Source organism: Candidatus Limnocylindrales bacterium, from assembly GCA_035571835.1.
Taxonomy (GTDB): Bacteria; Desulfobacterota; Binatia; order UBA1149; family CAITLU01; genus DATNBU01.
In genome coordinates this window covers 114762-127914 of sequence record DATNBU010000024.1, presented here as the reverse complement: position 1 = coordinate 127914, position 13153 = coordinate 114762, and the positions used below count along the sequence as shown (strand labels likewise).

The window sequence follows — 13153 nt, the reverse complement described above, 5'->3', positions numbered from 1 at the left end:
TTCTGTCCGGCGACCTCGAGAGGAGAGCTGCTGATTTGAAACGTTGCACTACCCCCGCCGCGCTTGCCTTCGTCGCAATCGCATCCGTCTGCCGCGCCGCCGGCGACGGCGGCGTCACCGACGATCTTCGCCGCTCGGTGGTCGTGCGCACCGTCGAGCATGTTGCGCCGGCCGTCGTCGGCGTCTTCGCCGAAAAAACCGTGACCGATCCGTCGCCGTTCCGGTCGTTCGGCGACAACCCGTTCTTCGACCCTTTCTCGCCGTTTTTCGGCACCCCGCCGCAGCGCCGGGGCCAGAAGCAGGAATCGCATCGCGAGCCGGTTTCGATGGGATCGGGCGTTCTCGTCGATGCGTCGGGAATCGTCGTGACCAACGAGCACGTGGTCGCCTCCGGTGATTCGATCCGCGTGCAGCTCTCGGACAATCGCGAGTTCGAGGCCAAGGTGATCGGCGGTGATCCCGACTTCGACCTTGCCGTGCTCAAGCTCGATGCGAAGAGCCCGCTGCCGTTCATACCGATCGGCAACGACGACTCGATCCTGATCGGCGAGACGGTGATCGCGATCGGCAATCCGTACGGGCTCGACCATACGGTCACGACCGGCGTCGTCAGCGCGCTCGGCCGCACGCTGCAGACCAGCGAGTCGCTCTACCAGGACATCGTGCAGACCGATGCGTCGATCAATCCAGGCAACTCAGGCGGCCCGCTGCTCGACATCCGCGGCCGGCTGATCGGAATCAACACGGCAATCCACCGCGACGCGCAGGGCATCGGCTTTGCGATACCGATCTGGCGCGTGCGCAACGTGGTCGACCAGATCCTCAAGCACGGCAGCGTGCTGCCGACGTGGATCGGCCTCGAGGTGCAGGAGCTTACCCCCGACCTTGCCGTGCATTTCGGCGTTCGGGCGGGAAGCGGCGTGCTGGTGCGCGGAGTCGAAGCCGGCAGCCCGGCTGCCGAGGTCGGGCTCAAGACCGGAAACGTGATCACGCGCGTGCAGGGTGAACGCGTCGGCAACACCGCCGACTACGCGCTGCGCGTGCGCGGCCTTTCGTCGGGAGAAACACTGCGGCTGTCGGTGATCTCCGAGGGCAGCGCCGAGCACGAGGTCGATGTCCATACCGCGCCTCTTCCGACCGACGTCATCGACCGCTTCGCGTGGGAGACGATGGGCCTCAAGGTCGACGAGCAGCGCGGCCTGGTAACCGTTCGCAGCGTGCGGCCCGGCAGCGCAGCCGACGAGATCGGGTTTGCAACCGGCGACGTCGTCGCCGCGATCGGCGGGCGCGAGATCGACAGCGTCGACGGCTTTCGCAAGGAGATCGGCGCGGCGCGCGGAAACTCGAGCCTGGTCGCATCCGTCGTGCGCGGGCGCCGGATCTATCGCGTCGTCGTTCCGCTGACACGCGCCAACCGCCAGCCGAAGGGCAACGCCCAGCCGTGAGGTCGGGCCGCGACAGCCCGAAGAGGCAATCGCTCGCGCTGCAGATGCTGACCAGCGGATTCGCAGCGCTCGGCATCCTGTTCGCGCTCGCGTTCCCGCTCGGATGGCTGCGCACGGTGCGAGTGTCGTCGATCAACATGGCGCCGACGCTGGTTCCGGACGATCGCGTGATGGTGCGAAGCTACGGCGGCGAGCCGCGGCCCGGCGACGTCGTCGTGTACCGCTCGCCGCTCGGTGATTCGCTGCTCGTCGCCCGCGTGGTCGCGGTGGCCGGCGAAACGATCGAGATGGATACCGGTGGTCTTCTTCTCGATGGCTGCCCGGTAGCTGTCCCGACAGGGGCCACGCCTGCGGCGGAAGTCGACGACGGAACGTGCAGCATCGAAAGCGATCGCTGCGCCAGCCATGCCGGATGCCGGACTCCGACCTGCGCCGAAGGGTCGGGTGTCGCCGCGAGCCGCGGCGAGGCTCACGCTGCTCAGTCCGAGGACGACGCAAAGGCTGAGACGGATGCAGAGGCCGAAACCAATCCGCTCGTCGTCACCGAGGCGGTCGGAAGCCACTGCTACTTCACGCGCACGGCGGGAGCGTTCTCGAGCCTGTTCTTCGAGCGCCGCGGCGTACCGGCCGGCCACGTGTTCGTGCTCAACGACAATCGCGTCGACGAGCGCGACTCACGGATTTACGGTGCAATTCCGCTCGAGGCCGTCGTCGGCGTGGCATCGTTCGTCTACTATGCATCGGACGAGTCCGGGATCCGCTGGGATCGAATCAACCGTCGGGTTTCGTAAGCCCCGGCCCTCGCCGAAGGAATCATGCAGCCCTCTGGACAATCCTGCGCGCAGGCACGCCTGCGACCGTGCGAGCGAACCTGATGGAGCGACCAGCGAACCTGATGGAGCGACGCGCGACCCTGATGGACCGGAGAGCAACCACCGGCGGCGGAATTGCTGCCGTCGCCGGCGTCGTGCTGCTCGCCACAGGCACCTGGCTGCATCCGATGCAGGCCGATCCGAACGATGCAATCGACGCGTTCACCGAATACGCCGCCGATCGCGTGTGGGTTGCGAGTCATCTGATGCAGCTTGCCGGCGTGCTGCTGATGAGCGGCGCGCTCCTCGTCCTCGAGCGCGTACTTGCCGAGGGTCGCGGCGCCTGGTGGGCACGCATCGGTGCCGCGGGTGCGACTGCAGGGATCGCGCTCGCGGCGGCACTTCAGGCCGTCGACGGCATTGCGCTCAAGCGCATGGTCGACGCATGGGCCGGAGCTTCGGAGCCGTCGGTTTTTCCGCTGTTCGCCGCGGCGTTCGCCGTGCGCCAGATCGAAGTCGGCCTTGCCGCGATGCTCAGCATCGTGCTCGGCTCGACCACCGCGATCTACGGGGTCGCGATGCACGCCGACTCGCGTTTCGCGCCGTGGATCGGCTGGCTCGCGGTCTTCGGCGGATTCACGACGGCGTGCGCCGGCGTCGTCATGGCGTACACCGGCTTCTCCGACGCGACGATGATGATCAACATGCCCGCCAATTTCGTGCTTCTGCTGTGGATGCTTGCGGTCGGCAGGATTCTTCTCGGGCTCGAGCCGGCCGATCCGGCATGAGCGAATCGGCCGCAGAAACAGAACGCCGCGAGCGTGCCGGCACGGCGGCCCACGCGGTGCTGGTGGCAACCGGCATCCTGCTGTCGCGCGTGGCGGGGCTCGTCCGCCAGAGAGTGTTCGCGCACTATTTCGGCCAGTCGGACCCCGGCGACGCATTCAACGCCGCATTCCGCATTCCGAACTTCCTGCAGAACCTTTTCGGCGAAGGCGTCTTGTCGGCGTCGTTCATCCCGGTCTACTCGAAGCTTCTCGCCAGGGGAGAAGAGGCCGAGGCGCGACGCGTCGCCGGCGCGGTCGCGACGCTGCTCGCACTCGTCACGAGCCTGCTCGTGCTCGCCGGCATCACGTTCACGCCGCGGCTCGTCGATCTGATCGCACCGGGCTTCGAAGGCGAGAAGCGCGAGCTGACGCTGCGGATGGTGCGCATCATCTTCCCCGGCACGGGCCTTCTCGTGCTGTCCGCGTGGTGCCTCGGGATCCTCAACAGCCACCGCCGCTTTCTTCTCTCGTACACGGCGCCGGTAGTCTGGAGCGCGGCGATGATCGCCGCGATGCTCTACTTCGGCACGTACATCCGTACGCCCGACCTTGCGGTCGCGCTGGCGTGGGCATCGGTCGCCGGAGCGGCGCTGCAGCTGCTCGTGCAGCTTCCGGTCGTGCGGCGCCTGGTGCGCGGCGTGCGGCCGTCGCTCGGAGTCGGCTCGCCGGGGACTCGCACGGTGGTGCGCACGTTCGGCCCGGTATTCGTCGGGCGCGGCGTCGTGCAGATCAGCGCATACGTCGACTCGGTGATCGCGAGCTTCCTGCCCGCCGGCGCGGTCACCGCACTCGCCAATGCGCAGACGCTCTACACGCTTCCGGTCAGCCTGTTCGGAATGTCCGTCTCTGCAGCCGAGCTGCCGGCGATGTCGCGCGTGATCGGGGATCACGACGAAGTCGCACGGCTGCTGCGCGCGCGGCTCGACGCGGGCCTCGGTCGTGTCGCGTTCTTCATCGTCCCGTCGGCGATGGCGTTCGTCGCGCTCGGGCGCGTGATTGCAGCCGCGCTGTTCCAGACCGGACGTTTCGGCGCCAACGATGCGGTCTGGGTCTGGGGGATTCTCGCCGGATCGTCGATCGGGCTGCTCGCCTCCACGCTCGGGCGGCTTTACTCGTCGGTCTACTACGCGCTTCACGACACTGGCACGCCGCTTCGCTATGCCGCGACGCGCGTGCTCGTCGGAACCACGCTCGGATGGTTCGCGTCGCTTCATCTTCCCGGGATCGTCGGTGTCGATCCGAAATGGGGAGTTGCGTTCCTGACCGCAGCATCGGGTACGGCCGGCTGGGTCGAGTTCTCGCTGCTTCGCCACACGCTCAACAAGCGCATCGGACGCACCGGGCTTGCACGCGAACGCCTGCTCACGCTGTGGGGCTCGGCTGCGGTTGCTGCGCTGGCCGGGCTTTTGATCGAGCGCTTCGCGCTTGGGCTTCCTCCGATCGTGCTCGCCGTCGCGGTGCTCGTTCCGTACGGAGTGACGTATCTCGCCATCACGTCGGCGGCAGGCATCGGCGACGCCACTGCGATGCTCGCACGCATCCGGCGGATGGCCCTGCGGCGCTGACGTTTCGCGGGTGGCGATACGGAGGCGCCGCATCTGGCAGGTCCCCGCTTCGCCACATCTGGCAAGTCCCCACTTCGCCGCATCTCGCATGCTCTCCGTCCGCGCTTGCATCGCATCGGGTCATCGCAGCGTATGGGGGCGCCATGTTTGCCGGCCATTACACGTCTGCATTCGTCGCAAAGCGCGCGGCGCCTCGTGCGCCGCTGTGGCTCCTGCTGCTGGCGGCACAATTCGTCGACGTGCTGTGGGTGCTCGCGATCCTTGCCGGCGTCGAGCACGCGCGGCTCGATCATTCGCTGCTCTCCAATCCGCTCGATCTCTACGACATGCCGTGGACGCACAGCCTGGCCGGATCCGTCGTCTGGTCGGCAGTGGCGTTTGCCGGTGCGCGCCGGTGGCTCGGGCTCGCAACACGCGAAGCCGCTGCAGTAGCGGCAGTCACGCTGTCGCACTGGTTTCTCGATCTCGTCGTGCATCGACCTGACCTGACCATCGCGGGCGGCACGACGAAACTCGGCCTCGCCCTCTGGAATCATCCGGTCGCGGCATGGCTTCTCGAAGTCGTGCTCGTCGTCGGCAGCGTGCAGCTTGTGATGACGTCGCTCGCCGGCGCGAAGGCACGCACGCGCTGCTTCCGCCTCGGCATCGTGCTCGTCGTCCTTCAGACGGCGACCACGTTTGGTCCGATTCCGCAGTCGGTGACGGCGATGGTCATGAGCACGCTGGCGGTCTACGTCCTCGTGACGCTTGCCGGACGCTGGGTGGAAGGTCGTTGAGAAAAAGGGACAGGTACATACGCGTTGTGTAGATGTACCTGTCCCATTTTGGGGTCTTCGGGATTTCGTGCGAGGTCCCCTGCTCGGGGTTTTTGATCAAACGGGTTCAGTCGAACATTCCCCGGGGAATGTTGGCGATGGCGGCGGTTCCGCCAGGTTTCGTCGGACGCGCACGCGTGGCGGCGGGCGCGGATCGCGGCCGGCTATGCCACTTTTGTTATTGAAGCGTCGTCGCGATGTCGATTTCGTTTGACGCGATTTTTCGCCGCTTCAGGTCGCCTATAACGACGCAAAACAGGGCGCACGACTTTTTTCGCCGACTTCGCGCGTTGCGCCGCTCAGATCTCGCGCATTTTCGCGAAAGGCGCATGCCTGATGGCGGTCGCATCCTTACGGAGAACGACGCCTGAAAAACCCGTGTTACAAGGGTCGTCATGACGACATCCTTCGACAGTGTTGCAAATCTCTCCGAACAGGAACTGCTCGATCACTTCGAGTGCCTGGTCGCACGCGACCGTCGTACGACCGCGGCGCTTCTCGTCGCGATCGCCGAGATCGACGAGCGCAAGCTCTGGGCCAGCCATGCCTGCTCCTCCATGTTCATTTTCTGCATGGAGCGCTTCCACATGTCAGAGCAGGTAACCGCCAAGCGGATCTGGGCTGCGCGCACGGCGCGCCACTTTCCGGTCGTCCTGGATCTGGTCGCACGCGGCGAGATCCATCTCAGCGCGATCCATCTGCTGGCCAGGCATCTGACCACCGAGAACCACCTGCGAGTGCTCGAGCGCGCCAAGCACAAGAGCTCGCGCGAGGTAGAGCGGCTGGTTGCGGAACTGGCGCCGCGAGCGGATGTGGCGTCGCGTGTTCGGGCGATGCCCGGGCGTCGCGGTGCGAACGCGGCGAGCAACGGGCCGGTGGTGGCAGCGCCAACGTTGGCCGATGGGTGTTCGCCGGTTCGCCATCAGGCTGGCGATGCGAGCGATCCGCGCACTTGGGCAGACCGCGAGTCCGCCGGCTGCTCGAGTAATCGGCCGGACCCCGAGGTCGTCGGAGTCGCAATGGCCCTACGGTCAGCGCAGCCGGCAACCGCGACGAAGCCGATCGTTCCGCTCAGCCCGCGCCGCTACAAGATCGAGATTACCGTAGACGAAGAAACGCACGACAAGCTTCGGTCGCTGCAGGATCTGCTCGGCCGGTCGGCGACCGGTCCCGACCCGGCTGCGATCATCAGTCGTGCGATCGACGTGCTGCTCGTCCGGACACTCGCGCGCAGGGCAGGCTGCACCGATCGACCGAAGCCAACCACGTCGACGAACGCGGAGTGCACCGATCGACCCGCCACAATGCCCGTGATCGATACGGCGGCTTCGCAGCGAGGACAGCGATCCCGGACTATCCCGGCGGCCGTGCGGCGCGAGGTATGGCGACGCGATTCAGGACGCTGCTGCTACGTAGACCGCCGAGGACGTCGCTGCCGCGAGTCCAGCAACATCGAGTTCCACCACAGAGCTCCGTTCGCGATGGGCGGACCTCCTACGCCGGAGAATATCGAGCTGCGCTGCACGGCGCACAACCAGTATCAGGCGGACCTCGACTTCGGCCGTGCCTTCATGGATGCGAGGCGCGGCAATCTCGCCGATGCGCGAACATTCCGCGGGGAATGTCGAGGGATGGAGGTTGCACCGTGAGAGGTCGTCGCAGTGCGGATCTTGCCGATGTGAAACGGTCCTGGTAGCGAAGGCGCACGCGACTTCCTCGGGCGTTCGGGTCGCCGAACATACCGATGACCGTCTGCTCGGGACCGAAACCACGGTAGCGATACGAATCAGACAGGCGACGGCGAGGTGCGACGCGGCTGTTTCGGCTAGCCGAGGCCGAGCTGCACGGCGAGTGATGCGTTGTCGGTGTACTGCACGTCCTCGATCACCAGCCCGTCGTCGTCGAGTGTCGTGAACGTCGATCCCTCGAGCTGGATCTTCTTTCCGGTCGCCGGGATGCCGAACAGCTCACCATCGTGCGTGCCCGTCATGATCCACCGGTCGGCATGACGACGTCCGTCGACCAGCAGCACGACTTTCTCCAGCCGAAAATCGGGGAACGCGGTGAGCAGCAGCACCGCGCGCTCGCGAATCGCTGCCCGGCCGCCGTGCTCGACGCCCGATCCCGCTTCGCGCAGCACCGCGTTCACCGCGAACACCGCCGCCACGCGATCCGGGTCGTGGGCGTTCCAGGCCGCGTAGGTTTCGTCGTTGATTTTCCTGGTGTGCGCTTCGAGCTCGGCACCGGTCATCGCGCGAGCTCGGTCATGACCATCGACGCCACGTCCGCGAAGACTTCCTGGGCTGCGGCCCGAAGCGGTTTGTCACGCTCTTCGAGCTTGGCGACCAGCTTGCCGAGCACGCCGAAGTAGAGCTCGAGCTCGCGCTCACCGATCTCGGGCAGACGCTGGTTCATCAGGTCGATGAAGTGCTCGTGCACGTCGGCGATCTGATCGAGAAGGTTGTCTTTCCTGGCTTGCTCTTCGCTCATGGCGTTCCGCATCCTTGACGACGATGGGGCTCATCCTGATGAGCTCCAATTTCGCGATTGGCGGGAGGAATGCCATGCACAGCGCCATCAGGCAATACGCAGGGAGCCGTCCGCTCCATGATCCCAAAGTGTCATCGGCGGGAGTCAACGGTGATGCCACCGCCGATTGTCGCGGCAGACTTGTCCGTCGATTCGCATCAGCCGGAGGCCATTCGCACTAGCCGGACGCGAGACGAAGCACGAGCTGGTCGAGCTCCCGGATCCCGAGCACGAAGCTTCGCGGCCTCGCGAGCGCACGCGCGAGTGCCTTTCGAATGGATGCCGGCCGAAGCGGCTCGCCTTCGCATTCGGCGGCAATGTCGTCGAGCGTGTGAAACGGCGCGATCAGATCGCCGGTGATCTCGAGCGCGGTCAGGCGGTCACCGCGAAGGCTTCCGGCGCACTCGACGACGCCGAGCATCGCGACCTCCGCGGCCGTCCGCCGATCGACGGCGACAGGCCCGGGGCTCTGGAAAAACCCGTGCGCGGCGTCGACATCGGCCATCGTCACGTCAGCGTCCGAATCGGCCGCGGTCGCGACTTCGCACGAGAAGCTCGTGGCGGCGAATCCGGCGAATGCCTGCGCCCATCCGTCGTCGGTCCATGCGGATGCGTTCGCGCCGAGCAGCTCGGCGACGGACGTCGCCGTCGCGAAGCCGTCGCGGTCTACTCCGGCCACACCGGCCGGATCACAACGGTCGAGCAAAGCGGCAAGGTCGCGAAACGTAGCCCGGTCGGCCATGTGCATCTCGATGATGCCGATGCCGTCGCGCATGACCGTAAACGATGCGTGCGCGACCGTGCGCCCATTCACGGTGATCAGATCACGCCCGCCATAGAACGCATCGACGCCGCGGTCGCGCAGCATCGAAAGCAGCGGACGCAGCGCACGGTTCAGGATCTGGTCGGGCCGAAGCGACGCGCTGGTCGGATCGAGCCAGTCGACGACCGGCACGACGAGCGTCACGCACGCAGTACCCGGTCCGACCGGCACGATGCGACCGCCCGACAAACGGCGCGAGACTAAACCCGCCGCACACGCGGCCGCATCGGCGCGATGGAAGCGGCCGAGCAGAATGCCGGCTTCGTCACGTCGCCATACCCGGACGCGTGCGCAACCGTCGTCGGCCGAGCGAAGCGCAGCGAGCTGATCACGTGCGAACGTCCGTGGCGCATCCTCCACGCCCCCGAGCTCGATCACGAGTTTTTTTGCAGGATGCATCGCGCGCGGACCGTTGCGCTATCCGGTCAAAATGCCAAGCTGCACGAAGCGCTTCGATGTTCGCACGTTTCCGATTGTTCGTTCGTTTGGCCAGCTTTGCGGTCCTCGCCGTGGCGCTGTGGCTGTGGATGCGGGGGCCGACGATCGCTTCCGGCAGTTATCTCGTCGTCGATGTCGCAGGTTCGTTTTCGGAATCCCCACCGGGAAATTTCCTTTCGCGCCTGATCGACCGCGGGCATTCGATCGCGATCTTCGACGAAGCGATGCGCAAGGTGCGCCATGACGGCCGCATCGCCGGCGTGATCGTGCGCATCGGTGCGCTCGATGCCGGCTGGGCGCAGGCCGAGGAAATCCGCAGCGCACTGTCGCTGGTCAAGGCGGCCGGCAAAAGGGTCATCGCCGAGCTCGAAGTCGAGCTGTCCCCGGCCAGCAAGGAGATCTTCATCGCGTCGGCCGCCGACGCCGTGTACGTCGCGCCGGCTTCGGCGCCGATGCTGACCGGCATGCAGGCCCAGGCGGTATTTCTCGGCGGTGTGTGGCCCAAAGTCGACGTCCGCATGCAGGTCGAGCAGATCCGCGAATACAAGAGCGCGGGCGACGAGCTTTCGCGCGAGTCGATGACGCCCGCCCACCGCGAGATGCTCGAATCGATCCTCGACGACGTGCACGCCCAGCTCGTGCGCACGCTCGCAAGCGCACGCAACCTGGTTCCGGCCGAGCTCGACAAGGCGATCAACCGCGGGATTACCAAGCCCCAGCAGCTCGTCGATGCCGGCATCGCCAACGCCGTGCGCGCACCGTCGGAAGTGCTGTCCGAGCTCGGCAGCGGCACTCCGCCCGAAACAGTCAAGGAAGAGATCTACACGCGCGTCACACCGGCCTCGCTCGGAATCGGCGACGGCCCGTCGATTGCCGTCGTGCACGCGGTTGGTGCGATCACGACCGGGAAGAGCCGGCCGGGCGGCGGAAGCGCCGGCTCGCGGACCGTCAGCGAAGCGCTCGCTGAAGCTGCGCGCGACAACGATATCTCCGCGATCGTGCTGCGCGTGGCGAGCCCCGGCGGCTCGCCGGCGGCATCCGACGAGATCTGGCTCGCGATTCGCGATGCGGCAAAGAAAAAGCCCGTCATCGCATCTCTCGGCGACGTGGCGGCTTCCGGCGGCTACTACCTTGCGTCGGCAGCCAACCGCATCGTGGCTGCACCCGGAACGCTTACCGGCTCGATCGGTGTCGTGTTTTTCAAGCCGGATGTCAGCGGCCTGCTCGAGCGCGTCGGCGTGCACACCGAATCCCTGTCGCGCGGTCGTTATTCGCGGCTCTTCGATCTCGACAAGCCGATGGATGCCGAAGAGCTCGCGCTCGTGCGCGACCAGATCAACGACACGTACCGCCTCTTCCTCGAGCGCGTCGCCACCGGACGCAAGAAAAAGCCCGAGGATATCGATCGCTTCGGCGGCGGGCGGGTGTGGACCGGGCAGCAGGCTTTCGAGCGCGGCCTCGTCGACGAGATCGGCACGTTCGCCGACGCCGTCCATGCGGCGGCCAACGCCGCCGGAATTCACGATCCGGACAAGGTCCAGCTCGTGTATTATCCGAAGAAGGACAGCCTGGTCGCGCAGCTTGCCGACCTCGGCGGCCAGGTGCGGGCACAGAGTGACCCCGTCGCCCGTATCGCGCAGGCTCTCGGCGAAGCACGCCTCGAGCTGCTGCTCGATCCCGGCATCCAGGCGGTAGCCGAGACCGTTCCGACCATCGAGTAAGCGCGCAGGTCGACACATGCCGAGCACCATTCAGGAGAATTCGAAATGACTCTTCACGGTCCGCCGCCCAAAGCGTTTGCCGAGCGGCGAGCGGCAGTGCGCGCCGCGCTCGACGGCGCGGTTCTGTTCCTCCCCGAGACGCCGGAGGCGGTGTACGCCAACGACGTCCACTACACGTATCGTCCCGACACCAACGTGCGCTACCTCAGCGGCTTCGAGGAGCCTTGCGCGCTGCTGCTGTCGAATCACGGCAAGGAAGAAGACGGCTTTACGCTGTGCGTACGCGCGCGCGACGAGAAGTCCGAGACGTGGACCGGAAAACGCGCGGGCGTCGAAGGCGCGCGCGAAACCTACGGCGCTGACCATGCGTTCCCGATCGAAGAGACGTGGGCAGTGCTGCTCCGGCAGCTTCGGCGCGCCGACCGGCTCTTTTACGCACACAGCCGCGATCCGCACGTCAACCAGCGCGTTCTCGAGCTGGTGCATGAGGCCAACGCCGAACGGCCGCGGCGCGGCGGCGACCCGATCGTAGTCAGCGAAGCCACGGCGCTGCTGGCCGAATTCCGCCTGCACAAACGGCCCGAGGAGATCGATCGTATGCGCGAGGCGGGCCGCATCAGTGCGGCCGCGCACATGCGGCTGATGGAAACGTTGCGTCCGGGCCAGACCGAGTACCAGGCGCAGGCGCTTCTCGAGTACGAGTTCCGCTACGGCGGCTGCACCGGGCCTGCGTACGGCAGCATCTGTGCCGGCGGCGCCAACGCGACCGTGCTGCACTACACCAGCAACGACCGCGCGCTTGCCGACGGCGAGCTGCTGCTCGTCGACGCGGCCGGAGAGTACGGCGGCTACTGCGCCGACATCACGCGAACGTTCCCCGTCGGCGCGTCGTTCAGCGCCGGCCAGGCGGAGCTCTACGACATCGCGCTTGCGGCCCAGGAGGCATCGATCGAGGCCGTGCGCCCCGGCATCGCCATTGAGGAAGTCCATCGCACCGCGCTTCGCGTGCTGGTCGAAGGTCTGATCTCGATCGGGCTGCTGACCGGTACCGTCGACGAATGCATCGAGCGCAACGCGTACACGCCGTTCTACATGCACAACACCAGTCACTGGCTCGGCATGGACGTGCACGACGCCGGCAGCTACCGCACGTCCGGAAGCTCGCGCGTGCTCGAGGAAGGCATGGTGCTGACCGTCGAGCCCGGTCTCTACGTGCGCAGCGACCTGCTGGTCGACGAGAAGTTCCGCGGCGTCGGCATCCGCATCGAGGATGACATCCTGGTGACGGCCGGCGGCCGCGAAATCATGACGAGCGACGTAATCAAGGGTCGCGGCGAGATCGAAAAGATCCGCAAGCGCGCGCTCGCCGCAAAGCCGTCCGCCGCGAAGCCGTTGGCAGCGAAGGCGTGACCGTCAGCCGCCCGCGTTGCGCGTAAGATACGCGAGAATGCGGTCGCGCTCGGCAGCTGTCGGCGGCGGCACCCTCGCCTCGAGAAATTTCTTGTCCATGCGCTCGACCTGCACGCGCCACATCGCCGGAGTCAGCGTCTTCGGCTGATACGCGCGGTGGCAGGTGCCGCATCGGTCGGAATACAGCCGCGCATCGGCGCTGCCTTCTTCGGGCAGTGGACCTGCACAGCCGCCCGCGAGCAGCGCGCACACCAATGCTGCGGCCGCGCCGCGACGGATCACAGCTCGATCCGGAAGCGGGCTTCCTGACCCGGAGCTTCGGCCACGCCGACTTCGAGGACGCGCACGCCGCGGCGCGCGAGGATCGGAAGCTCGGACTTCAGACGCTCGCCGAGAAACGCCGCAAGCTCTTCGGCCGACGAATGCCGGATGTCGAGCAGCACGCAGTCGCCGAGCGGAAACGAAAAGCGCATGCCGTCCTCGCAGGTCATGCGGACTTCCGTGGCGTCGACTTCGATCTTCAGCACGTCCGACAGCATCGGGACGATCACGCGCTCATTCAGCGTCGCACAGACTTCGCGGGTCGCGCGCTTGATGTCGCCGAAATCGACGACGTAGCCGTCGTCGCCGACCGGACCTTCCATCCGCACCGACACGCGGTAGTTGTGCCCGTGCAGGCGCTCGCGGAAACCCGGATACGCGATGAAATGCGCCGCATTGAACTTGAAGGATTCCTTGCTGACGAAGACCTCGAAGCTCGACTGCATC

The 13153-nt window shown here is 66.5% G+C and carries 13 protein-coding genes; 8 read left to right on the top strand and 5 right to left on the bottom strand.

Going from position 1 to position 13153, the window contains the following annotated elements:
• Positions 1 to 35: 35 nt before the first annotated feature.
• The 6 genes from VN634_10080 (at position 36) to VN634_10055 (ending at position 7113) form a co-directional block, all read left to right on the top strand.
• Positions 36 to 1445 (top strand): trypsin-like peptidase domain-containing protein, encoded by a 1410-nt coding sequence (locus tag VN634_10080; protein HXC51220.1) that lies wholly within the window; start codon positions 36 to 38, stop codon positions 1443 to 1445.
• Positions 1442 to 2236 (top strand): signal peptidase I, encoded by a 795-nt coding sequence (lepB, locus tag VN634_10075; protein ID HXC51219.1) that lies wholly within the window; start codon positions 1442 to 1444, stop codon positions 2234 to 2236. Before VN634_10080 ends, lepB begins: the two co-directional genes overlap by 4 nt.
• A 125-nt stretch (positions 2237 to 2361) precedes the next feature.
• A complete protein-coding gene (locus VN634_10070) occupies positions 2362 to 3045 on the top strand; it encodes a hypothetical protein (GenBank protein HXC51218.1) in 684 nt (227 codons plus the stop codon).
• Positions 3042 to 4649, top strand: coding sequence for a murein biosynthesis integral membrane protein MurJ (gene murJ / locus VN634_10065; protein ID HXC51217.1), 1608 nt, complete (start codon positions 3042 to 3044; stop codon positions 4647 to 4649). The genes VN634_10070 and murJ overlap by 4 nt, the downstream gene beginning before the upstream one ends.
• Positions 4650 to 4792: 143 nt before the next feature.
• On the top strand, positions 4793 to 5425 hold the full coding sequence (locus VN634_10060) for a hypothetical protein (protein ID HXC51216.1): 633 nt from the start codon (positions 4793 to 4795) through the stop codon (positions 5423 to 5425).
• Positions 5426 to 5859: 434 nt separating this feature from the next.
• Positions 5860 to 7113, top strand: coding sequence for a hypothetical protein (locus tag VN634_10055; GenBank protein ID HXC51215.1), 1254 nt, complete (start codon positions 5860 to 5862; stop codon positions 7111 to 7113).
• Between the two features lie 176 nt (positions 7114 to 7289).
• On the opposite strand, the gene VN634_10050 is transcribed toward VN634_10055, so the two are convergent.
• The 3 genes from VN634_10050 to VN634_10040 all read right to left on the bottom strand — a co-directional run bounded on the left by VN634_10050 (position 7290) and on the right by VN634_10040 (position 9215).
• Positions 7290 to 7715, bottom strand: coding sequence for an ester cyclase (locus tag VN634_10050; GenBank protein ID HXC51214.1), 426 nt, complete (start codon positions 7713 to 7715; stop codon positions 7290 to 7292).
• The gene (locus VN634_10045) at positions 7712 to 7954 is read right to left on the bottom strand and encodes a hypothetical protein (GenBank protein HXC51213.1); all 243 of its coding nucleotides are present in this window, start codon (positions 7952 to 7954) and stop codon (positions 7712 to 7714) included. Before VN634_10045 ends, VN634_10050 begins: the two co-directional genes overlap by 4 nt.
• A gap of 217 nt (positions 7955 to 8171) precedes the next feature.
• Positions 8172 to 9215, bottom strand: coding sequence for a hypothetical protein (locus VN634_10040; protein HXC51212.1), 1044 nt, complete (start codon positions 9213 to 9215; stop codon positions 8172 to 8174).
• A gap of 56 nt (positions 9216 to 9271) precedes the next feature.
• Between VN634_10040 and sppA the strand changes: the two genes are divergently transcribed.
• Together sppA and VN634_10030 are read left to right on the top strand one after the other, a co-directional pair.
• Complete coding sequence (sppA, locus tag VN634_10035; GenBank protein HXC51211.1) at positions 9272 to 10975, top strand: signal peptide peptidase SppA; 1704 nt, start codon at positions 9272 to 9274, stop codon at positions 10973 to 10975.
• Positions 10976 to 11020: 45 nt separating this feature from the next.
• The gene (locus VN634_10030) at positions 11021 to 12385 is read left to right on the top strand and encodes an aminopeptidase P N-terminal domain-containing protein (GenBank protein ID HXC51210.1); all 1365 of its coding nucleotides are present in this window, start codon (positions 11021 to 11023) and stop codon (positions 12383 to 12385) included.
• Positions 12386 to 12388: 3 nt separating this feature from the next.
• On the opposite strand, the gene VN634_10025 is transcribed toward VN634_10030, so the two are convergent.
• Both VN634_10025 and VN634_10020 read right to left on the bottom strand, forming a co-directional pair.
• Positions 12389 to 12667: a hypothetical protein gene (locus tag VN634_10025; protein HXC51209.1), complete on the bottom strand. Its 279-nt coding sequence runs from the start codon at positions 12665 to 12667 to the stop codon at positions 12389 to 12391.
• The gene (locus VN634_10020; GenBank protein ID HXC51208.1) at positions 12664 to 13152 is read right to left on the bottom strand and encodes a 6-carboxytetrahydropterin synthase; all 489 of its coding nucleotides are present in this window, start codon (positions 13150 to 13152) and stop codon (positions 12664 to 12666) included. Before VN634_10020 ends, VN634_10025 begins: the two co-directional genes overlap by 4 nt.
• Position 13153: the final 1 nt, after the last annotated feature.

Coding starts and splice junctions, on each gene's coding strand:
- VN634_10070 (HXC51218.1), top strand. CDS start 2,362: ATGGACCGGAGAGCAACCACCGGCGGCGGAATTGCTGCCGTCGCCGGC.
- murJ (HXC51217.1), top strand. CDS start 3,042: ATGAGCGAATCGGCCGCAGAAACAGAACGCCGCGAGCGTGCCGGCACG.
- VN634_10060 (HXC51216.1), top strand. CDS start 4,793: ATGTTTGCCGGCCATTACACGTCTGCATTCGTCGCAAAGCGCGCGGCG.
- VN634_10055 (HXC51215.1), top strand. CDS start 5,860: ATGACGACATCCTTCGACAGTGTTGCAAATCTCTCCGAACAGGAACTG.
- VN634_10050 (HXC51214.1), bottom strand. CDS start 7,715: ATGACCGGTGCCGAGCTCGAAGCGCACACCAGGAAAATCAACGACGAA.
- VN634_10045 (HXC51213.1), bottom strand. CDS start 7,954: ATGAGCGAAGAGCAAGCCAGGAAAGACAACCTTCTCGATCAGATCGCC.
- VN634_10040 (HXC51212.1), bottom strand. CDS start 9,215: ATGCATCCTGCAAAAAAACTCGTGATCGAGCTCGGGGGCGTGGAGGAT.
- sppA (HXC51211.1), top strand. CDS start 9,272: ATGTTCGCACGTTTCCGATTGTTCGTTCGTTTGGCCAGCTTTGCGGTC.
- VN634_10030 (HXC51210.1), top strand. CDS start 11,021: ATGACTCTTCACGGTCCGCCGCCCAAAGCGTTTGCCGAGCGGCGAGCG.
- VN634_10020 (HXC51208.1), bottom strand. CDS start 13,152: ATGCAGTCGAGCTTCGAGGTCTTCGTCAGCAAGGAATCCTTCAAGTTC.